Origin of the sequence: Streptomyces sp. NPDC087263, from assembly GCF_044744645.1 — a bacterium.
GTDB lineage: Bacteria > Actinomycetota > Actinomycetes > Streptomycetales > Streptomycetaceae > Streptomyces.
This window is the reverse complement of the sequence record NZ_JBIUYT010000002.1, coordinates 33,170-52,971: the sequence shown is the minus strand read 5'-3', so window position 1 is coordinate 52,971 and position 19,802 is coordinate 33,170. Positions and strand designations below refer to the sequence as shown.

The following is a 19,802-nucleotide window of genomic DNA, read 5'->3' as shown; positions in this document are numbered from 1 at the left end:
GGGGTACCGGAGCGTAGGAGATCGGTACACGAACCCCTGTTCCCGATGCGCGGCGAGGTGACCCTCATGACCGCAACACCCCACAAGCCCACCGTCACCGAACGTGAGGCACGGCAGGTCGCCGAGGCCGCGCGCGAACAGGACTGGCGCAGGCCCAGCTTCGCCAAGGAGCTGTTCCTCGGCCGCTTCCGGCTCGACCTGATCCACCCGCACCCGCTGCCGGCCGACGAGGACGCACGGCGCGGCGAGGAGTTTCTCGCCAAGCTGCGCGACTTCTGCGAGACGAAGATCGACCCGGCGCTCATCGAGCGCGAGGCACTGATCCCCGACGAGGTCATCAACGGCCTCAAGGAACTCGGCGCCTTCGGCATGAAGATCGACACGAAGTACGGCGGTCTGGGCCTCACCCAGGTCTACTACAACAAGTCGCTCGCCCTGATCGGCTCGGCGAACCCCGCGCTGGGCGCGCTGCTCTCCGCGCACCAGTCGATCGGCGTACCGCAGCCGCTGAAGCTCTTCGGCACCCAGGAGCAGAAGGACACCTTCCTGCCGCGCTGCGCCCGCACCGACATCTCGGCGTTCCTGCTGACCGAGCCGGATGTGGGTTCCGACCCCGCCCGCCTCGCGACGAGCGCCGTACCGGACGGCGACGACTACCTCCTGGACGGCGTGAAGCTCTGGACGACCAACGGCGTGGTCGCCGACCTCCTCGTCGTCATGGCGCGGGTGCCGAAGTCCGAGGGCCACAAGGGCGGCATCACGGCCTTCGTCGTCGAGGCGGCCTCCGAGGGCATCACCGTCGAGAACCGCAACGCCTTCATGGGCCTGCGCGGCCTGGAGAACGGCGTCACGCGCTTCCACCAGGTCCGGGTGCCCGCCGCGAACCGGATCGGCCCGGAGGGTTCGGGCCTGAAGATCGCCCTGACCACCCTGAACACCGGCCGGCTCTCGCTCCCCGCGATGTGCGTGGGCGCCGGCAAGTGGTGTCTGAAGATCGCCCGTGAGTGGTCGGCGGCGCGTGAGCAGTGGGGCAAGCCGGTCGCGTTCCACGAGGCGGTCGGCGCGAAGATCTCCTTCATCGCGGCGACGACGTTCGCACTGGAGGCCGTCCTCGACCTGTCCTCCCAGATGGCCGACGAGGACCGCAACGACATCCGCATCGAGGCCGCCCTCGCCAAGCTGTACGGCTCCGAGATGGCGTGCCTGATGGCCGACGAGCTGGTCCAGATCCGGGGCGGCCGCGGCTTCGAGACCGCGGAGTCTCTGGCGGCGCGCGGGGAGCGGGCGGTACCCGCCGAGCAGGTCCTGCGCGACCTCCGTATCAACCGCATCTTCGAGGGCTCCACCGAGATCATGCACCTGCTGATCGCCCGCGAGGCCGTGGACGCCCACCTCTCGGTCGCCGGTGACCTCATCGACCCCGACAAGTCCCTCTCGGACAAGGCCAGGGCGGGCGCGAACGCCGGTGTCTTCTACGCCAAGTGGCTGCCGAAGCTGGTCGCCGGCCAGGGTCAACTCCCGCGCGCGTACGCCGAGTTCAATCAGGACGTCGACCTCTCCCCGCACCTCCGCTTCGTCGAACGCAGCGCCCGCAAGCTCGCCCGCTCCACCTTCTACGCCATGTCCCGCTGGCAGGGCCGGATGGAGACCAAGCAGGGCTTCCTGGGCCGGATCGTCGACATCGGCGCCGAACTCTTCGCGATGAGCGCGGCCTGTGTACGCGCCGAACTCCTGCGCACCACCGAGGAGCACGGCCGCGAGGCCTACCAGCTCGCCGACGCCTTCTGCCGCCAGTCCCGCATCCGCGTCGACGAACTCTTCGGCCGGCTGTGGACCAACACCGACGACCTCGACGGCAAGGTGGTCAAGGGAGTCCTGGCGGGCAGGTACGAGTGGCTGGAGCAGGGCGTCATCGACCCGTCGGGCGAAGGCCCCTGGATCGCCGACGCGTCGCCTGGTCCGAGCGAGAAGGAAAACCTCCACCGCCCCATTCGCTGACCTTTTCCCCAGGAGCACACAACAGCCCCGTCCGTAATTCCGCCGCTTGCCGCACCGAAACTGTGCGCCAACAATGAAATGAGTGGAATGGCGAACGGGCGTCCGCATTCTCCAGTGGGCCCGCCACTGGACACGGGTGCTCATGGACGCCGCTCAGTTGTGGGGGAATTCCCATGCCAGCCAAGGGCCTTGACGCCATCACCGGCAGGATCATGCGGGCCGGTGAGGGCCGGATGCTGCGCCGCCTTGAGCGCGTGGCCGAACAGGTGGGCTCCCTGGAGGAGGACTTCAAGGAGCTGACCGACGAGGAACTCCAGTCGCTCACACCGGAGTTCAAGGAGCGGTACGCCGAGGGCGAGAGCCTCGACGATCTGCTGCCGGAAGCCTTCGCCGCGATGCGCGAGGCCGCGCGCCGCACCCTGGGTATGCGCCACTTCGACGTCCAGATCATGGGCGGCGCGGCGCTCCACCTCGGCAACATCGCCGAGATGCAGACCGGCGAGGGAAAGACCCTCGTCGGGACGCTCCCTGTGTATCTGAACGCCTTGTCCGGCGAGGGCGTTCACCTCGTCACGGTCAACGACTACCTGGCCGAGCGCGACGCCGAGTGGATGGGCCGCGCGTACCGCTTCCTCGGCCTGACCGTCGGCGTGATCAAGACGCAGTCGACGCCGGCCGAACGCCGCGCCCAGTACGCCTGCGACATCACGTACGGCACCAACACCGAGTTCGGCTTCGACTACCTGCGCGACAACATGGCCTGGTCAAAGGACGAACTGGTCCAGCGCGGCCACCACTTCGCGATCGTCGACGAGGCCGACTCGATCCTCATCGACGAGGCACGCACCCCATTGATCATCTCAGGACCGGCCGACCAGCCCACGCACTGGTACGAGTCCTTCGCCAAGTTCGCCCTGCGGATGAACGGCGTCCTGGTGCAGGAGGAGCAGTTCACCACGCCGACGGAAAAGGACCGGCTCGCCGAGCTGCGGACCCGGTACGACTACGAGTACGACCCCAAGAAGCGCACCGTGTCGATCCTGGACCGCGGAGTGGAGTACCTCCAGGACCAGTTGGGCATCGAGAGCCTCTACGAGTCCGACCACACCCCGCTCATCGGACACCTCGGCAACGCCCTCAAGGCCAAGGAACACTTCAAGAAGGACAAGGACTACGTCCTGGTGGACGGCGAGGTCCTGATCGTCGACGAGCACACCGGGCGCATCCTCGCGGGCCGCCGCTACAACGAGGGCCTGCACCAGGCCATCGAGGCCAAGGAAGGCGTGACGATCAAGGACGAGAACCAGACGCTCGCCACGATCACCCTCCAGAACTTCTTCCGCCTCTACGACAAGCTCGCCGGCATGACCGGCACCGCCATGACCGAGGCGGCCGAGTTCCACCAGATCTACCAGCTGCACGTCGTCCCCATCCCCACCAACCGGCCGATGGTCCGCGTCGACGACCCCGACCAGATCTACCGCACCGAGGAGGCGAAGTACGCCGCGATCCTCGCCGACATCGCCGAGCGGCACGCGGCCGGCCAGCCGGTCCTGGTGGGCACCACCTCCGTGGAGAAGTCCGAGGTGCTGTCCGCGCGGCTGCGCAGGGAGGGCATCCGGCACGAGGTACTCAACGCCAAGAACCACCAGCGCGAGGCCCAGATCGTCGCGCAGGCCGGACGCAGGGGCGCGGTCACCGTGGCCACCAACATGGCGGGCCGCGGCACCGACATCATGCTCGGCGGCAATCCGGAGGCGATGGCGCTCGCCGAGACCGGCGCGGACACGGACCCCGAGGACCGACAGAAGGTCCTCGACCGGATCACCACCACGGCCGCCGCCGAACACGACGAGATCAAGAGGCTCGGCGGCCTCTACGTCCTGGGCACCGAACGCCACGAGTCACGGCGCATCGACAACCAGCTGCGCGGCCGCTCGGGCCGTCAGGGCGACCCGGGAGCCTCCCGTTTCTACCTGTCGCTCCAGGACGACCTGATGCGGCTGTTCCGCGCCAACGTGGTCGACCGCGTGATGTCCATGGCGAACGTCCCCGACGACGTACCCATCGAGAACAAGATGGTCACCCGCGCCATCGCCTCCGCCCAGGCCCAGCTGGAGCAGCAGCACTTCGAGTCCCGCAAGGACGTCCTGAAGTTCGACGAGGTCCTCAACCGGCAGCGCACCCTCATCTACGCCGAACGCCGCCGGGTCCTCGCGGGGGAGGACCTGCGCGAACAGGTCCTGCACTTCATGGACGACACCGTCCGGGCCTACGTCGAGCAGGAGACCGGCGAGGGCTTCGCCGAGGAGTGGGACCTGGAGCGGCTGTGGAGCGCCCTCAGGCAGCTCTACCCCGTGCGGATCACCGTCGAGGACCTGGAGGACGAGGCGGGCGACCGCGCGAACCTCACCGCCGCCGAGCTGCTCGACGCGGTGACGGAGGACATCCACGCCCGCTACGAGGACCGCGAGGCCGAACTCGGCGCCGACGCCCTGCGTGACCTGGAACGCCTGGTCGTTCTCTCCGTCCTCGACCGCAAATGGCGCGTGCACCTCTACGAGATGGACTACCTGCGCGACGGCATCGGCCTGCGCTGGACGCTCGGCCGGGAGCCGATCGTCGAGTACGAACGCGAGGGCTTCGACATGTACGGCGCGATGACCGAGGCCATCAAGGAGGAGTCCGTCGGCTATGTGTTCAACCTCGACGCCGGGGCTCCGGCCGCCGAGACCCGTCGCGGGCCGACCGACGGACTTCACTTCACCGCGCCCACCCTCGACACGGCGGAGGGAGTCATCGAGGGCGCCTTCACCCCGGCCGACACCGCTCCCGAACCCGCGGAGGAGACCCCCGCGGGGGAGGGCGCCCGGCCCGCGAGGTCGAGGGCCAGGCGCCGCCGCAAACGGTGAGGGCGGGTCAGCAGTACTTGTCGCTGGGATCCCGCGTCGTCCACGAGCACGAGTCGACCTTGCTGCCGGTCGCCTTGGTGAGCGTGGCGGTGTCGCTCGTGTTGTTCCAGACGTACGCGCGGCGGTTCTGGTACCGGTTCGCCGAGGTGTCCGTGCCCTTACCGGTGTGCACCTTGACGGTCTTGCCCGCCCCGATCTTGATGTTGGGGAAGGTGTACTTGTGGTTCGCGATGTCCTTGAGGATCCAGCCCTTGACCGAGATCGCCGTGGAACTGGTGTTCTTGAGCAGTACCCATTCGCCGTTCAGGCTGGCGTTCGAGCCGGTGTCCGATCCCGGGCTGTCGAACCAGACCCGGTTGATGGTCACACCGCCGGCGGCCTGAGCCGGAGTGCTGAGAAATGTGCCGGTCAGTGCCACGGCGCCCGCGAGAGCGGGCAGGGCAGCGCGTATTCGCATGATCCGCATGAGAAACCCCCCAGGGTTTTGTCCACCGGTCGGTCGTCCACCGACCGGTGATGCAGTGTTATCACGTGATCTTCACGTTGGTTTCACAAAGGGTGATTTCAGTTCCTCCGGCACACGTAGGTGCTAATGGGACCGGAAGAGGGCGCGCTGTCCTGCGCGTGACGCATTGCGGCCACAATGGGGGAATGAGCGACAGTCCAGCGCCCCTCGCTGATCCGCATCTTGTCTTCGATCCCGTGAACGGAGTCCGGGATGTCGTGATCCTCGGCTCCACCGGCTCGATCGGCACCCAGGCCATCGACCTCGTGCTGCGCAACCCCGACCGGTTCCGGGTCACCGGGCTCTCCGCCGCCGGCGGACGGGTCGGACTGCTCGCCGAGCAGGCCCACCGGCTGCGCGTCCGGACAGTCGCCGTGGCGCGCGAGGGCGTCGTACCAGCACTGAAGGAAGCCCTCGCGGCGCGGTACGCCCCTGGTGAGGCCCTTCCCGAGATCCTCGCCGGGCCGGCCGCGGCCACCCACCTGGCCGCCTCCGCCTGTCACACCGTGCTGAACGGAATCACCGGCTCCATCGGCCTCGCGCCCACCCTCGCCGCCCTGGAGGCGGGCCGGACCCTCGCGCTCGCCAACAAGGAGTCGCTCATCGTCGGCGGCCCGCTGGTGAAGGCGCTGGCCAAGCCCGGCCAGATCATCCCGGTCGACTCCGAGCACGCCGCCCTGTTCCAGGCCCTCGCCTCCGGCACCCGGGCAGACGTACGGAAACTCGTCGTGACCGCTTCCGGGGGCCCCTTCCGGGGACGTACGAGATCCGAACTGGCCGCCGTCACCCCCGAAGCCGCACTCGCCCACCCCACCTGGGCCATGGGGCCGGTCATCACCATCAACTCCGCGACCCTGGTCAACAAGGGGCTCGAAGTCATCGAGGCGCACCTCCTCTACGACATTCCCTTCGAACGGATTGAGGTGGTCGTGCACCCGCAGTCGTATGTCCACTCGATGGTTGAGTTCACCGACGGATCGACGATCGCCCAGGCGACGCCCCCCGACATGCGCGGGCCCATCGCCATCGGGCTCGGCTGGCCCGAGCGCGTGCCCGACGCCGCGCCCGCCTTCGACTGGACCAAGGCCTCGACCTGGGAGTTCCACCCCCTCGACACCGACGCGTTTCCGTCGGTCGCCCTCGCCCGGCATGTCGGGCAGCTCGCGGGCACGGCCCCGGCGGTGTTCAATGCCGCCAACGAGGAGTGCGTGGACGCGTTCCTGAGCGGCGGACTGCCGTTTCTCGGGATCGTGGAGACTGTCACCCGAGTGGTTGAGGAACACGGCACACCGGTTACGGGAACTTCCCTGACCGTCGCGGACGTCCTCGAAGCGGAGACCTGGGCGCGTGCCCGGGCCCGCGAACTGACGGCACAGACGAAACAGACAGCGCAGACGACGACCGCGGAGGCTCGTGCATGACGACCTTGATGATGATCCTCGGCATAGTCGTCTTCGTGGTCGGCCTGCTCATCTCGATCGCGTGGCACGAGCTGGGGCACCTGTCGACGGCCAAGCTCTTCGGCATTCGCGTGCCCCAGTACATGGTCGGTTTCGGCCCGACCATCTGGTCGCGCAAGAAGGGCGACACCGAGTACGGCATCAAGGCGGTCCCGCTCGGCGGCTACATCCGCATGATCGGCATGTTCCCGCCAGGACCGGACGGCAGGATCGAGGCCCGCTCGACCTCCCCCTTCCGCGGCATGATCGAGGACGCCAGGTCGGCCGCCTTCGAGGAGCTCAAGCCCGGCGACGAGAACCGCCTCTTCTACACGCGCAAGCCGTGGAAGCGCGTGATCGTGATGTTCGCGGGCCCCTTCATGAATCTCATCCTGGCCGTCGCGATCTTCCTCGGCGTGATGATGACGTTCGGCATCCAGACCCAGACCACCACCGTCGGCAAGGTCTCCGACTGTGTCATCCAGGGCAGCGAGAACCGGACGAAGTGCGCGGCAGGCGACGAGGCCGCGCCCGCCAAGGCCGCCGGCCTCCAGGGCGGCGACAAGATCGTCGCGTTCAACGGCAAGTCCGTCACCGACTGGTCGACCCTCCAGTCCGACATCCGCGCCAACCCCGGCAAGGACGTCACCCTCACCGTCGAGCGCAAGGGCGAGCAGCTCGTCCTGAACGCCCACCTGATCAAGAACCAGGTCAGCAAGAGCGACGGCAACGGCGGCTATGTCGAGGGCAAGTACGTGTACGCCGGCTTCCTCGGCTTCACACCCGCCACCGGCATCGTCGAGCAGTCGTTCGGCCAGTCCGTGGACCGCATGGGCGACATGATGCAGAACGGCGTGGAGTCGCTGATCGCCCTGCCCAGCAAGGTCCCCGCCCTCTGGGACGCGGCCTTCGGCGACGGTCCGCGCGCGGCCGACTCCCCGATGGGCGTGGTCGGCGCCGCCCGCATCGGCGGCGACGTCTTCACCCTCGACATCCCGGCCTCGCAACAGATCGCGATGATGCTGTTCCTGGTGGCCGGCTTCAACCTCTCCCTGTTCCTGTTCAACATGCTCCCGCTGCTGCCGCTCGACGGCGGGCACATCGCGGGCGCGCTCTGGGAGTCGCTGCGCCGGAACCTGGCGAAGGTGCTGAAGCGTCCCGACCCGGGCCCCTTCGACGTGGCCAAGCTGATGCCGGTCGCCTATGTGGTGGCCAGCGTCTTCATCTGCTTCACGATCCTGGTGCTCATCGCCGACGTAGTTAACCCGGTGAGAATCTCCTAGTAAGACAGCGTTCGCGGCGGCCGGGCAGACTGACTGCCCGGCCACCGCCGTTGTGTGCGGCCGGCCGACCACCATTGAGTGCGTTTACCGGCGGGATGTGCTTGGGCCGCTGCCCGTGCCGTAATCTCGAAGCCTGGAGCCCACGATTCCGGGACCTTGATCCACAACTTGGGGTTGCACAGCAGATGACTGCGATTTCTCTCGGCATGCCGTCCGTTCCGACCAAGCTGGCCGAGCGCCGCAAGACCCGGCAGATCCAGGTCGGAACCGTGGCCGTGGGCGGAGACGCACCCGTCTCGGTGCAGTCGATGACGACGACGCGTACGTCGGACATCGGCGCCACACTTCAGCAGATCGCCGAGCTGACCGCCTCCGGCTGCCAGATCGTCCGGGTCGCCTGCCCCACCCAGGACGACGCCGACGCCCTCGCGGTGATCGCCAGGAAGTCCCAGATCCCCGTCATCGCGGACATCCACTTCCAGCCGAAGTACGTCTTCGCGGCGATCAACGCCGGCTGCGCGGCCGTGCGCGTGAACCCGGGCAACATCAAGCAGTTCGACGACCAGGTCAAGGAGATCGCGCGGGCCGCCAAGGACACCGGCACCCCGATCCGGATCGGCGTCAACGCGGGCTCGCTGGACAAGCGGCTCCTCCAGAAGTACGGCAAGGCGACGCCCGAGGCGCTCGTCGAGTCCGCCCTGTGGGAGGCGTCCCTCTTCGAGGAGCACGACTTCCGGGACATCAAGATCTCGGTCAAGCACAACGACCCCGTGGTCATGGTCAACGCCTACCGCCAACTGTCGGCGGCCTGTGACTACCCCCTCCACCTCGGCGTCACGGAAGCCGGTCCGGCCTTCCAGGGCACGATCAAGTCGGCTGTCGCCTTCGGCGCGCTGCTGAGCGAGGGCATCGGTGACACGATCCGCGTCTCCCTCTCGGCCCCGCCCGTCGAGGAGGTCAAGGTCGGCATGCAGATCCTGGAATCGCTGAACCTCAAGCAGCGGCGCCTGGAGATCGTCTCCTGCCCGTCCTGCGGCCGCGCGCAGGTCGACGTCTACAAGCTGGCCGAGGAAGTCTCCGCCGGCCTCGACGGCATGGAGGTCCCGCTGCGCGTCGCCGTCATGGGCTGCGTGGTGAACGGCCCGGGCGAGGCCCGCGAGGCCGACCTCGGCGTCGCCTCCGGCAACGGCAAGGGGCAGATCTTCGTCAAGGGCGAGGTCATCAAGACCGTCCCCGAGTCGAAGATCGTCGAGACCCTCATCGAGGAAGCGCTGAAGATCGCCGAGCAGATGGAGGCGGACGGAGTCGCTTCGGGCGAGCCGTCGGTGTCGGTGGCGGGCTGACCTCTTTCCCTGGCCGGTGCCGAGATCTTTCAGCCCCGGCCGGGGATCTTTCAGCCCGTCCGGCGTTTGAGGACGAGTCGGTGCCATCCCGAGCCCCCACCCACCCGCGGGGGCGGCACTCTTCAGCCCCGGCCGGGGCTGAGATTTTCAGTCCGTCCGGAGTGTGAGGACGAGCGCGTTCAGCGCGACGGCGGGGGTCTGGGGGCGGCAGCCCCCAGGAACAAGGGACGGGCAGGGGCGGAGGGGGCGAAAAACCCTCCCCACCCCAACGGGGCGGCGCGCCACAACCGTGGCAGGTACAGTGCGGAGATCAGCAGATCCGTATGGTGAGGCCCCCGCACGTGTTGACGCAGACCACCACAAGGGTCCTCGAACCGAGTGACCTGGACGCCGCGCTCGCCGTCCTCGACCGCGAGCCGGTCACGAACGCTTTCGTCGCCTCCAGGGTCCAGGTCGCCGGCCTCGATCCCTGGCGCCTCGGCGGCGAGATGTGGGGCTGGTACGAGGACGGCATGCTTCAGTCCCTCTGCTACGCCGGCGCCAACCTCGTGCCGATCTGCGCAACCCCCCGAGCCGTCCGCGGCTTCGCCGACCGCGCCCGCAGGGCCGGCCGCCGCTGCTCCTCGATCGTCGGCCCCACCGAGGCCACCGCCCAGCTGTGGCGCCTGCTCGAACCGAACTGGGGCCCCGCCCGAGACGTCCGCCCGCACCAGCCCCTGATGGTCACCGACCGGCTCCCCACCGCCATCGCCCCGGATCCGTACGTCCGCCGCATCCGCAAGGACGAGATGGAGACGATCATGCCGGCGTGCGTGGCGATGTTCACCGAGGAGGTCGGCGTCTCGCCGCTCGCCGGTGACGGCGGCCTCCTCTACCAGGCCCGCGTGGCCGAACTCGTCGGCTCCGGCCGCTCGTTCGCCCGCCTCGACCGACACGGCAAGGTCATCTTCAAGGCCGAGATCGGCGCCGCCACGACACAGGCCTGCCAGATCCAGGGAGTCTGGGTCGCCCCCGAGTACCGGGGACAGGGCTTCGCGGCCCCGGGCATGGCAGCGGTCCTGGGCTACGCCCTCGCGGACGTCGCCCCGGTCGTCAGCCTGTACGTCAACGACTTCAACACGGCGGCGCGGCGCACCTACCAGAGGGTGGGCTTCAGAGAAGTCGGCGCATTCATGAGCGTCCTTTTCTAGCCCGGCGCTCCTGCCGACCGCCCGGTTCCGGCCGCGCCACGGCAGTCAGTTCTGAGCCGCGGACGTGCCCTGTAGTCTCCCCGGCATGCTGCGCTTCCCCGGTCAGGGCCCCCGCACCCCCGACGACGTGGTCATCGGCCCGCTGGATCTCACTGCGCGCGTCGACGAGGCGCTCGCCGTGCAGGCCCTCGCCTTCGGGCTCGGCGCCGACGAGATCGCCGTACGACGCCAGATCGTGCTGCGGCACCTGAGCTATCCGGGAGCCCGCGCGCTCGGCGCCACCACCGTCGACGGACGGCTCGTCGGCTTCGTCTACGGCATGCCGAACGACCGTACGCACTGGTGGTCCACCGTCGTCGAGCCGTATCTGCGTGGCCAGGGCCACGACAACTGGCTCGACGACTCCTTCGTGATCACCGAACTGCATGTGCACCCACACCACCAGAACCGGGGAGTGGGCCGCGCACTGATCACCACCATCACGGACGACGCCGCGGAACCCCGTTCGATCCTCTCCGCCATCGACACGGACAGCCCGGCCCGCGGTCTGTACCGCTCGCTGGGGTACGAGGACCTGGCCAGGCAGGTTCTGTTCCCCAGCGCGCCGAAGCCGTACGCGGTGATGGGTGCCCCACTGCCGTTGCGGCGCCGCTGACGGGGAAACGGATTTCCGGGGACGGCGGGCCCCCGGCTAACCTCCTTGGCATCACCCTTGAGCAGCAGGAGTCAACAATCATGGCCCAGGTCCAGCGCATGTCCCGTTTGATGGTCAAGACGCTGCGTGACGACCCGGCGGACGCCGAGACGCTCAGCCACAAGCTGCTCGTCCGCGCCGGCTATGTGCGCCGTACCGCCGCTGGCATCTGGTCCTGGCTGCCGCTGGGCAAGAAGGTCCTCGACAACATCTCCCGGGTCGTCCGGGAGGAGATGGACGCCATCGGCGCGCAGGAGGTCCTCCTCCCCGCGCTGCTGCCCAAGGAGCCGTACGAGGCCTCCGGCCGCTGGCAGGAGTACGGCGACCTGCTCTTCCGTCTCAAGGACCGCAAGGGCGCGGAGTACCTGCTCGGTCCGACCCACGAGGAGATCTTCACCCTCCTGGTGAAGGACCAGGCGTCCTCGTACAAGGACCTGCCGGTCATGCTCTACCAGATCCAGACGAAGTACCGGGACGAGGCCCGCCCGCGCTCCGGTGTGCTGCGCGGCCGCGAGTTCCAGATGAAGGACTCGTACTCCTTCGACACCACGGACGAGGGACTCGCGGAGTCGTACGCCCTCCACCGCGCCGCCTACCAGAAGATCTTCGAGCGCCTGGGCCTGGACTACCGCATCGTGTCGGCCGTCTCCGGCGCGATGGGCGGCTCGGCCTCGGAGGAGTTCCTCGCGCCCGCCGCCGCCGGCGAGGACACCTTCGCGGACTGCCCTGCCTGCGACTACGCGGCCAACACCGAGGCGGTCACCTTCGCGCTGGCGCCCGTGGCCGGTGAGCACGGCCCGGTCGAGGAGCTGGACACCCCCGACACCCCGACCATCGAGACCCTCGCCGCGCTCCTCGGCGTCCCCGCCTCCGCCACCCTCAAGAACCTCCTGGTCAAGGTCGACGGGGAGATCGTCGCGGTGGGCGTCCCCGGCAACCGCGAGGTCGACCTCGGCAAGCTCGGCGAGCACCTCGCGCCCGCCGTCGTGGAACTGGTGACGGCCGAGGACTTCGAGGGCCGCGAGGATCTCGTACGGGGCTATGTGGGCCCGCAGGGTCTGGAGAAGGTCCGCTACATCGCCGACCCGCGCATCGCCCCCGGCACCGCCTGGATCACCGGCGCGAACAAGGTCAACACGCACGCGAAGAACGTCGTCGCCGGCCGCGACTTCGAGGTCGACGACTACCTCGACGTCGTGGTGGTCGAGGAGGGCGACCCCTGCCCGTCCTGCGGTACTGGCCTCAAGCTCGACCGTGCCATCGAGATCGGCCACATCTTCCAGCTCGGCCGCAAGTACGCCGACACCTTCCAGCTCGACGTCCTCGGCCAGCAGGGCAAGCCCGTCCGCGTGACCATGGGCTCGTACGGCATCGGTGTCTCCCGCGCGGTCGCGGCCCTGGCCGAGCAGTCGGCGGACGACCAGGGGCTGTGCTGGCCCAAGGAGATCGCTCCGGCCGACGTGCATGTCGTCGCCGCGGGCAAGGCGCTCCAGACCGAGCTGGCCCTCACCGTCTCCGAGAAGCTCGGCGCCGCGGGTGTACGTGTCCTGGTGGACGACCGGGCCGGTGTCTCGCCGGGCGTGAAGTTCACCGACGCCGAGCTCATCGGCGTACCGCAGATCCTGGTCGCCGGGCGGCGCTCGGCCGAGGGCGTCGTGGAACTCAAGGACCGCCGCACCGGCGAGCGCGAGGAGCTGACGGTCGACGAGGCGGTCGCCCGCCTGACGGCGTAACCCTCGATCGGGCTTCCACGGCTCTTCGATTGCTTGAAGTCTGGAATTAAAGACGTCTCTCAGAGACTTCTTCTCGGCCCTATGGTCGCCGCACAGGCTTCTCTCAGGCTGCTCCCCGACCGTATGACGTGACAGCGCGTCATACGGAGGGGAGCAGCCAATGACAGGCAGCGAGTGGGGGGCCGCCGCGGCGGTCCGCAGAGGGACACGGCGTACGGCGGCGGTGGCAGCGGCCGTGACACTGGCGGCGGCTGCCGGGATGTTCGCCCTGATCGGCACGATGCAGGCGGACGCGAACACGGCGGCGAGCGGCAGCACGGACTCCTCGTCGAGTTCGACGGGTTCGTCCTCGGACTCTTCGTCTTCTTCGTCTTCTTCCTCGTCGGACTCGAGGCTCCAGGCGCCGTCCGACAACCCCACGTCCGTGGGCGGCGGCTCGGCCGACTCCACCTCGGGGGCGTCATGACCGCCGCCGCCGACTGGCGTGCCCTCGGCACGAGCGTCCGCCTGGTCACCACCGACCCGACTCTGCTGGACTCCTGCAACCTGCTGCTCGCCCGGCATCTCGCCGAGGTCGACGCCACGTGCAGCCGGTTCCGCGAGGACTCGGAGCTGGCCGCGCTCGACGGCACCGAGGGCCGGCCGGTCAAGGTCAGCCCGCTCCTCGCGGAGGCCCTGGCCGTCGCGCTGCGCGCCGCGGAGGCCACCGACGGCGCCGTCGACCCGACGGTCGGCTCGGCCATGAACGCCCTCGGCTACGACCGCGACTTCCACCTGCTCAAGGTGGACGGCCGCCCCGTGCGGCTCACCGTGCGCCCGGTCCCCGGCCGACGCCTGGTGACCCTGGACCGCGCGACCAACACGGTCACCGTCCCGGCGGGGATCCGCCTCGACCTCGGCGCCACCGCCAAGGCCTGGGCCGCCGACAGGGCGGCGAAGACGCTCGCCGAGGCGGCCGGCTGCGGAGTCCTGGTGAGCCTCGGCGGCGACACGGCCGTCGCGGGCGAACCACCGCACGGCGGCTGGCGCATCCGCGTCCAGGACGCCACCGGTGCCGTGGACGAGATCCCGGCGGCCGGCTCGTACACCACCATCGGCATCCGCAGCGGCGGCCTCGCCACCTCCGGCACCACCGTCCGCCGCTGGCGCCGCGGAACCCACAACCTCCACCACATCCTCGACCCCCGAACCGGCCTGCCCGCCCAGACCCCCTGGCGCACGGTCTCCGTGGCAGCAGCAACCTGCGCCGACGCCAACGCCGCGAGCACAGCGGCCCTGGTGAAGGGCGCGGGAGCAGAACGCTGGCTGACCCACCTGGGCCTCCCGGCACGACTGGTGGCAAACGACGGCACGGTGATCACGACACCGGGCTGGCCGACACCAACTTCTGATCCGGGACGGGCGTCGTCAGCCCGTCCGGCGTCCCGGGAGGACGCACCCACTTCTCGACCGAGGCCGCCATCTCCACCTCGCCCGGCGTCGTTTGAGGGCGAGGGGGTGCCATCTCCGTCCCCCACCCACCCGGTGGGCCTCCGCCCCGTTTCAGCCCGTCCGGCGTTTGGGGACGAGCGCGTTCAGCGCGATGCGGGGGTCTGGGGGCGGAGCCCCCGGGAACAAGGGACGGGTAGGGGCGACGGGGGCGAAAACCCCTGGACCCCAGCCACAACCGAGGCCGCGGCATGACCGACTCCGCGATCCTCTGGTACGCCAACCGGGCCACCGGCGCGATCTGCCTGGTCCTGTTCACGGTCGTGGTCCTGCTCGGCATAGCGGTACGGCTACGAGCCCGCCTTCCCGGCCTCCCCCGCTTCGGCACCGTAACCCTCCACCGCACCCTCTCCCTCTCCGCCCTCGCCTTCCTCACCCTGCACATCACAGCCGCCGTCGTGGACGGCTACGTCAACATCACCGTCCTCGACGTCCTCGTCCCCTTCGCCTCCGACTACCAGCCCCTCTGGCTGGGCCTGGGCACGGTGGCCCTGGACCTGATGATCGCGCTCGTGGTGACCAGCCTGCTGCGGGCCAGGATCGGCCCCCGCACCTGGCGCGCCGTCCACTGGCTGGCGTACGCGTCCTGGCCGATCGCCCTGATCCACGGCATCGGCATCGGCACGGACACCGGATCCACCTGGATGCTGTGGCTGACGATCTCCTGCGTGACCGCCGCGCTCACGGCCTTCGGTATCCGGGTGGCCCACGCGGCCCGCGAGTCGAGGCTCACCCCGTCGGCCCTCCTCCACACAGCCGAACTCGATGCGGCCGAACTCCGCACAGCCGAACTCCGTACGAGGGCGGGAGCTCGCTCATGACCATGACCTTCACGGACATCTACATGTCACCCCGTCTGCTCGCCCCCGGCGGCACTCCGGCCGGCCACATCACCCACCAGCAGCGCTACGGCCCCGTGGCGTACGGCAACCCGGCGCACCTGCTGCGCACGCTCGCCGAGTCCGGGCTCACCGGCCGTGGCGGCGCCGCGTTTCCCACGTACCGGAAGGTGGGCGCCGTCGCCGAGGCGAGCCGCCGCTCGGGCCGCGTCCCGGTCGTCGTGGCGAACGGCGCCGAGGGCGAACCCGCCAGCCACAAGGACAAGACACTGCTGCGTCTCTCGCCCCATCTCGTCCTGGACGGGCTTCAGTTGGCGGCCGAGGCGGTCGGCGCGGGGGAGGCGTACCTCGCTGTCGAGGACGGCGCGACTCCCCTGGAGAGGGCACTCGCCGAGCGCCACGACCCGCTGCCCGTGCGCGTCGTACGCGTCCCGAAGCGCTTTCTCTCCGGCCAGTCGTCGGCCCTGGCCCAGTACCTCTCCGGGCAGGCCGCGCTGCCCCGCGACCAGCATCCCCCGGTCCGTGAGCAGGGCGTGCGCCGGGCCCCGACCCTCGTCCAGAACGTCGAGACGCTCGCGCACCTCGCCCTGATCGCCCGCTACGGCGCCGACTGGTTCCGCTCGGCGGGCACGCCGGACGAGCCGGGCAGTGCCCTGTGCACGGTGTACGCGCCGGGCCGGGAGGTACGCGTGGTGGAGGCGCCGTTCGGGATGCCGCTGCACCGCCTGCTCCCGCTGGACGGCGTCGGCGCGGTGCTGACCGGTGGCTACCACGGCACCTGGCTCACGGCCGCCGAGGCCGCGACCCGCACCCTGACGGCCGACGGTCTCGGAGCGGGCGTCCTCATCGCGCTGCCCGCCGACCGCTGCGGCCTCGCCGACACGGCCCACGTGCTGCGCTATCTCGCGCTGGAATCGGCAGGCCAGTGCGGGCCCTGCCTCAACGGCCTGCCGCGTATCGCCGCCGCGTTCCAGAACCTGGCCGCACCCGGCCCGCAGGGCACCAGCCGGCAGGACATCGCCCGCTGGGCCGGACTCGTCGAGGGCCGCGGCGCCTGCCACCACCCCGACGGCACCGTCCGCCTGGTTCGCAGCGCGTTCACGACCTTCGCCGCCGAACTCGACGCCCACGCCAGGGGCCGCTGCACCGCATCCGACCGTCGCCCGCTGCTGCGGGTCCCCGAGAACCGGAGCTGACATGGAAGCAGGCGCGGAACTCGACGTCGACTGGACCGCCTGCAAGGGCCACGGCCTCTGCGCGGAACTGCTCCCCGAGCACATCACGCTCGACGAGTGGGGCTACCCCCTGTTCGCTCCGGGCCCGCTCCCCCGAAGGGCCCTGAAACGCGCCGGAAGAGCCGCGGCCGACTGCCCGGTCCTCGCCCTCAAACTCACCCCGGCACAAGGGAGTTGAAACCGCAGACGAGTTGAATCCGCAGGGGAGCCGAATCCGCAGGGGAGCCGGAATCGCAGGGGAGTCAGAACCGCAAGAAGGTCAGAGCCACTCCGCGAACTCCAGCAGCAGCTCCGCATCCTGCGCTCGCCCGACCCGCCGCGCCCGTACCCCCGACTCGACCGCCCGGAAAAGGGTCCAGCCCCGCAGCCGCTCCTGGTCCACGTCGAGTGACTCGGCGAGCCGCTTCACCCGTCGACGTGTGGTCGAGGACCCAGAGGACGACGCGATCAGGTCCTCCACCCGGTCGCGGACCAGCCGGGCCAGATCGAAGGCGCACTCGCCGACCACCGGATCGGGACCCACGGCCAGCCACGGCATGCGCTCACCGGCGAGCACCTTGCTCTGCCGGAAGGTGCCGTGCAGCAAGAGCTCCTCGGGTGGCCCCGCCAGAAGTTCCTCGCGGGCCGTGAGCGCCGCGTCCACCAGGGCGGTGACCTCCGCGTCTCCGCCCGCCGAGGCCCGCATCGCCTCGGCCTGCCGACCGGTCCGCTCGGCGACGGTCTCGAAGACATGCCCGGCGGGCGGTTCGACCCATAGCCGCCGCAGTGTCCCGGCCGCCTCCAGCAGGGCCTTCGCCTCGGGCAGCGAGCGCACGGACAGGTCGGGATGCAACCGCTCCAGCAGCAGGACGCCCTGCGCGTCACCGGGGTTGAGCAGTTGCACGGCACCCCGGCCGTCCCAGTGGGCGAGCGCGGCACGCTCGCTCTCCGGACGGGCCCGCTCGGGCGCCAGCTTCAGCACGGCCGGCGTACCGTCGGCCTGCCGCACCAGGACCACCAGGCTGCTGCGCCCGCCGGGCGCCTGCACCCGTTCCACGGTCAACTCGCGTAGATCAACCGCCTGTTGAGCCAGCACAGCCAGCTTGTCCAGCCAGTCGCCGGCCCCACCGGTCCCCTCGGCACCGGCGGCTCCGTTGCGCTGCGTCTCGCCGAGCGCCCGTACGAGGCGCTGCGGCGGTTCGAAAGCCATGCGCGAGTGGTTCCCTTCCAGATGGCGTTACGTCGGTGAGGGTGCCGACGCCGACGGGGTGGCCGCCCGCTCGGCGAGCCCAGGGAAGGCTACGCTCTCGCCGCTCCACCGCACCGCCCGTACCGCCGCCTCGCGCAGCGCCTCGGCGGCCGTGCGCCGCCGGTCGCCCGTCGAGGCACGTACGAGATCGGAGTACACCCCGGCCACCCGTTCCTCCAGCTCGGCCGCGAGCCGTACGGCCGCGCCGGAGTCCTTCACCTGGAACGGCAGCGCGTACGCCGCCGCGGATGCCTCGGGACTGCCGCCCAGGTCCCGCACCGCCCGCGCCAGCTCGTCCCGCCGCGCCCGGTGAGCGTCGTACCCCGCCCTGGCCTCGGTCCTGCGCGCGTCGTCGATCTTGCCGCCGACCACGCCGTACCCGTAGACGGCGGCATGCTCGGCACCGAGCGCGGCCTGTAGGGCCTTCAGCTCGGCCGCCTTGGCTTCCTTGGCTCTGTCGGTGTCCTTGGTGCCGCTCATTTCGTCCCCTCCGTCAGCAGATACGCGTGCGCCGCCCCGGCCGCCGCGACCGAGGCCAGCAGTCGGGCCAGCTCTCCCGGGACGTCGAGCAGGGTCTTCGTACGCTGGTCGGCCAGGGTGCGCTCGGCCGCCGCGAGGTCGGCGAGGGCGCCCTTTTCGTCGGTCGGTACGGCGGGGGAGGCGCTGGGGGACGCCGAGGCGGACACGGAGGCGGTCGGCGAGGCGGACACGGAGGCGGTCGGCGAGGCGGTCGGTGTTGCCGATGCCGACGCGGGCTGCCCGGTGTCGAACGCCGCCGCGTGCCGTACGACTTCCGCCCGCAGTGGGCGCAGACGCTCCGCCAGGGGCGGGTGCGCGGTGATCACGGTCGCGTACCGCTCGGCGAGCGCCTGGCTGTCGCCTGCCGCACGCGCGCGTGCCCGGTCGGCGGCCGACGGGCTCCCGCCGGTGCTGTCGATGGACGACTTGGGGGCGGAACAGCCCGCGAGCGCGAAGGTGGCCGCAGCCGACGCGAGCAGGGTCCTTCGGCGCGGGCCCGAGGGGGTGCGCGACGGCGGGGTGAACGGCACGGGAGACGTCCTCGACAGGCTCGTACGAAAGGAAGGGCTGCACGCCCGTGATCACGGTACCCGCGCCTTGGTCGATCGCTCGCCAGCGGCTCTCCCCGGCCACGGGTTCGGCCGGTTTGTTTCGCTCCTGCCGCCTCCGCCCCCTCCTGTCACCTGGGGAGTGCCGCCGCGTCCGGCCACGACACGATGGACGGCAACACCCCCGGCGACCGGATACCCTTTGACCTGACACGCGAGACCTACCCACAACAGCACACGCGGCCGAGGAGTCACCCGGATGAGCACCACCCTTAGCGAGAGGCTGCGAGAACTGCTGGAACCGCTCGTCAGCTCTCAGGGACTTGATCTCGAAGAGGTCGAGATCGAGTCGGTGGGGCGCAAGCGTGTACTGCGTGTCGTGGTCGACTCGGAGACGGGTGCCGACCTGGACCAGATCGCCGATGTGAGCCGCGCGCTCTCGGCGAAGCTCGACGAGACGGACGCGATGGGCGAGGGCGAGTACACCCTCGAGGTCGGAACCCCCGGTGCCGAGCGCGAGCTCAAGGAGCACCGTCACTACGTACGCGCCACGGACCGCCTGGTGAGGTTCCAGCTGACCGAAGCCTCCGGGGCCGGCGAGCTGATCGCCCGGATCCTGAAGGTGGACGACACCGGAGTCGACGTCGAGGTGCCCGGCGTGAAGGGGCGCAAGCCCACCGCCAAGAGGCTCGCCTTCGAGGACATCGCCAAGGCGCGCGTCCAGGTCGAGTTCAACCGCAAGAACAAGACCGACGAGCAGGACCAGCACGACGAGCAGGACCAGCAAGACGAGCAAGACGTGCGAGAAGAGCACGAAACGCACGAAGAGAACGCAGAGGAGGCGTAGC

General features: G+C 70.0%; 18 protein-coding genes. 14 read left to right on the top strand and 4 right to left on the bottom strand.

Annotated elements, in window-relative coordinates; translation table 11 throughout:
* Positions 1-66 precede the first annotated feature (66 nt).
* Together ACIPC1_RS05480 and secA are read left to right on the top strand one after the other, a co-directional pair.
* Positions 67-1,998: an acyl-CoA dehydrogenase family protein gene (locus ACIPC1_RS05480; protein WP_402513510.1), complete on the top strand. Its 1,932-nt coding sequence runs from the start codon at positions 67-69 to the stop codon at positions 1,996-1,998.
* Positions 1,999-2,171: 173 nt separating this feature from the next.
* The gene (gene secA, locus ACIPC1_RS05475; RefSeq protein WP_402513507.1) at positions 2,172-4,910 is read left to right on the top strand and encodes a preprotein translocase subunit SecA; all 2,739 of its coding nucleotides are present in this window, start codon (positions 2,172-2,174) and stop codon (positions 4,908-4,910) included.
* Between the two features lie 7 nt (positions 4,911-4,917).
* On the opposite strand, the gene ACIPC1_RS05470 is transcribed toward secA, so the two are convergent.
* Entirely contained in the window at positions 4,918-5,367 is a 450-nt protein-coding gene (locus ACIPC1_RS05470; RefSeq protein WP_402513505.1) for a lamin tail domain-containing protein, read from the bottom strand.
* A 194-nt stretch (positions 5,368-5,561) separates the two neighbouring features.
* Between ACIPC1_RS05470 and dxr the strand changes: the two genes are divergently transcribed.
* The 11 genes from dxr (at position 5,562) to ACIPC1_RS05415 (ending at position 16,837) form a co-directional block, all read left to right on the top strand.
* Positions 5,562-6,836, top strand: coding sequence for a 1-deoxy-D-xylulose-5-phosphate reductoisomerase (gene dxr / locus ACIPC1_RS05465; protein ID WP_402513504.1), 1,275 nt, complete (start codon positions 5,562-5,564; stop codon positions 6,834-6,836).
* A complete protein-coding gene (locus ACIPC1_RS05460; RefSeq protein WP_402513502.1) occupies positions 6,833-8,137 on the top strand; it encodes a M50 family metallopeptidase in 1,305 nt (434 codons plus the stop codon). The genes dxr and ACIPC1_RS05460 overlap by 4 nt, the downstream gene beginning before the upstream one ends.
* A gap of 185 nt (positions 8,138-8,322) precedes the next feature.
* Positions 8,323-9,480 carry a flavodoxin-dependent (E)-4-hydroxy-3-methylbut-2-enyl-diphosphate synthase gene (ispG, locus tag ACIPC1_RS05455; RefSeq protein ID WP_384389680.1) on the top strand — a complete coding sequence of 386 codons (1,158 nt, stop codon included), beginning with the start codon at positions 8,323-8,325 and terminating at the stop codon, positions 9,478-9,480.
* A gap of 341 nt (positions 9,481-9,821) precedes the next feature.
* Complete coding sequence (locus ACIPC1_RS05450; RefSeq protein ID WP_402513500.1) at positions 9,822-10,670, top strand: GNAT family N-acetyltransferase; 849 nt, start codon at positions 9,822-9,824, stop codon at positions 10,668-10,670.
* Between the two features lie 85 nt (positions 10,671-10,755).
* The gene (locus ACIPC1_RS05445) at positions 10,756-11,325 is read left to right on the top strand and encodes a GNAT family N-acetyltransferase (protein ID WP_384389686.1); all 570 of its coding nucleotides are present in this window, start codon (positions 10,756-10,758) and stop codon (positions 11,323-11,325) included.
* Positions 11,326-11,405: 80 nt separating this feature from the next.
* Positions 11,406-13,097 (top strand): proline--tRNA ligase, encoded by a 1,692-nt coding sequence (locus ACIPC1_RS05440; protein WP_384389689.1) that lies wholly within the window; start codon positions 11,406-11,408, stop codon positions 13,095-13,097.
* Between the two features lie 160 nt (positions 13,098-13,257).
* Positions 13,258-13,563, top strand: a complete 306-nt coding sequence (locus ACIPC1_RS05435) for a hypothetical protein (protein WP_402513498.1) — start codon at positions 13,258-13,260, stop codon at positions 13,561-13,563.
* Positions 13,560-14,780, top strand: coding sequence for an FAD:protein FMN transferase (locus tag ACIPC1_RS05430; protein WP_402513495.1), 1,221 nt, complete (start codon positions 13,560-13,562; stop codon positions 14,778-14,780). Before ACIPC1_RS05435 ends, ACIPC1_RS05430 begins: the two co-directional genes overlap by 4 nt.
* Positions 14,777-15,406: a ferric reductase-like transmembrane domain-containing protein gene (locus ACIPC1_RS05425; RefSeq protein ID WP_402513493.1), complete on the top strand. Its 630-nt coding sequence runs from the start codon at positions 14,777-14,779 to the stop codon at positions 15,404-15,406. The genes ACIPC1_RS05430 and ACIPC1_RS05425 overlap by 4 nt, the downstream gene beginning before the upstream one ends.
* Entirely contained in the window at positions 15,403-16,620 is a 1,218-nt protein-coding gene (locus ACIPC1_RS05420) for an NADH-ubiquinone oxidoreductase-F iron-sulfur binding region domain-containing protein (RefSeq protein WP_402513490.1), read from the top strand. Before ACIPC1_RS05425 ends, ACIPC1_RS05420 begins: the two co-directional genes overlap by 4 nt.
* 1 nt (position 16,621) lies before the next feature.
* Complete coding sequence (locus tag ACIPC1_RS05415; RefSeq protein ID WP_402513488.1) at positions 16,622-16,837, top strand: ferredoxin; 216 nt, start codon at positions 16,622-16,624, stop codon at positions 16,835-16,837.
* Positions 16,838-16,918: 81 nt separating this feature from the next.
* Here the strand turns inward: ACIPC1_RS05415 and ACIPC1_RS05410 are convergent, their stop codons facing one another.
* The 3 genes from ACIPC1_RS05410 to ACIPC1_RS05400 are packed head-to-tail and all read right to left on the bottom strand — an operon-like array spanning position 16,919 to position 18,936.
* Positions 16,919-17,848: an aminoglycoside phosphotransferase family protein gene (locus ACIPC1_RS05410; protein ID WP_402513486.1), complete on the bottom strand. Its 930-nt coding sequence runs from the start codon at positions 17,846-17,848 to the stop codon at positions 16,919-16,921.
* Between the two features lie 27 nt (positions 17,849-17,875).
* Positions 17,876-18,367 carry a ferritin-like domain-containing protein gene (locus ACIPC1_RS05405; protein ID WP_402513483.1) on the bottom strand — a complete coding sequence of 164 codons (492 nt, stop codon included), beginning with the start codon at positions 18,365-18,367 and terminating at the stop codon, positions 17,876-17,878.
* Positions 18,364-18,936, bottom strand: a complete 573-nt coding sequence (locus ACIPC1_RS05400) for a hypothetical protein (protein ID WP_402513480.1) — start codon at positions 18,934-18,936, stop codon at positions 18,364-18,366. The genes ACIPC1_RS05405 and ACIPC1_RS05400 overlap by 4 nt, the downstream gene beginning before the upstream one ends.
* Before the next feature lie 277 nt (positions 18,937-19,213).
* On the opposite strand from ACIPC1_RS05400, the gene rimP reads away from it, so the two are divergent.
* Entirely contained in the window at positions 19,214-19,801 is a 588-nt protein-coding gene (gene rimP, locus ACIPC1_RS05395; protein WP_402513479.1) for a ribosome maturation factor RimP, read from the top strand.
* Position 19,802 lies beyond the last annotated feature (1 nt).

Coding starts and splice junctions, on each gene's coding strand:
- ACIPC1_RS05480 (WP_402513510.1), top strand. CDS start 67: ATGACCGCAACACCCCACAAGCCCACCGTCACCGAACGTGAGGCACGG.
- secA (WP_402513507.1), top strand. CDS start 2,172: ATGCCAGCCAAGGGCCTTGACGCCATCACCGGCAGGATCATGCGGGCC.
- ACIPC1_RS05470 (WP_402513505.1), bottom strand. CDS start 5,367: ATGCGAATACGCGCTGCCCTGCCCGCTCTCGCGGGCGCCGTGGCACTG.
- dxr (WP_402513504.1), top strand. CDS start 5,562: ATGAGCGACAGTCCAGCGCCCCTCGCTGATCCGCATCTTGTCTTCGAT.
- ACIPC1_RS05460 (WP_402513502.1), top strand. CDS start 6,833: ATGACGACCTTGATGATGATCCTCGGCATAGTCGTCTTCGTGGTCGGC.
- ispG (WP_384389680.1), top strand. CDS start 8,323: ATGACTGCGATTTCTCTCGGCATGCCGTCCGTTCCGACCAAGCTGGCC.
- ACIPC1_RS05445 (WP_384389686.1), top strand. CDS start 10,756: ATGCTGCGCTTCCCCGGTCAGGGCCCCCGCACCCCCGACGACGTGGTC.
- ACIPC1_RS05440 (WP_384389689.1), top strand. CDS start 11,406: ATGGCCCAGGTCCAGCGCATGTCCCGTTTGATGGTCAAGACGCTGCGT.
- ACIPC1_RS05435 (WP_402513498.1), top strand. CDS start 13,258: ATGACAGGCAGCGAGTGGGGGGCCGCCGCGGCGGTCCGCAGAGGGACA.
- ACIPC1_RS05430 (WP_402513495.1), top strand. CDS start 13,560: ATGACCGCCGCCGCCGACTGGCGTGCCCTCGGCACGAGCGTCCGCCTG.
- ACIPC1_RS05425 (WP_402513493.1), top strand. CDS start 14,777: ATGACCGACTCCGCGATCCTCTGGTACGCCAACCGGGCCACCGGCGCG.
- ACIPC1_RS05420 (WP_402513490.1), top strand. CDS start 15,403: ATGACCATGACCTTCACGGACATCTACATGTCACCCCGTCTGCTCGCC.
- ACIPC1_RS05415 (WP_402513488.1), top strand. CDS start 16,622: ATGGAAGCAGGCGCGGAACTCGACGTCGACTGGACCGCCTGCAAGGGC.
- ACIPC1_RS05410 (WP_402513486.1), bottom strand. CDS start 17,848: ATGGCTTTCGAACCGCCGCAGCGCCTCGTACGGGCGCTCGGCGAGACG.
- ACIPC1_RS05405 (WP_402513483.1), bottom strand. CDS start 18,367: ATGAGCGGCACCAAGGACACCGACAGAGCCAAGGAAGCCAAGGCGGCC.
- rimP (WP_402513479.1), top strand. CDS start 19,214: ATGAGCACCACCCTTAGCGAGAGGCTGCGAGAACTGCTGGAACCGCTC.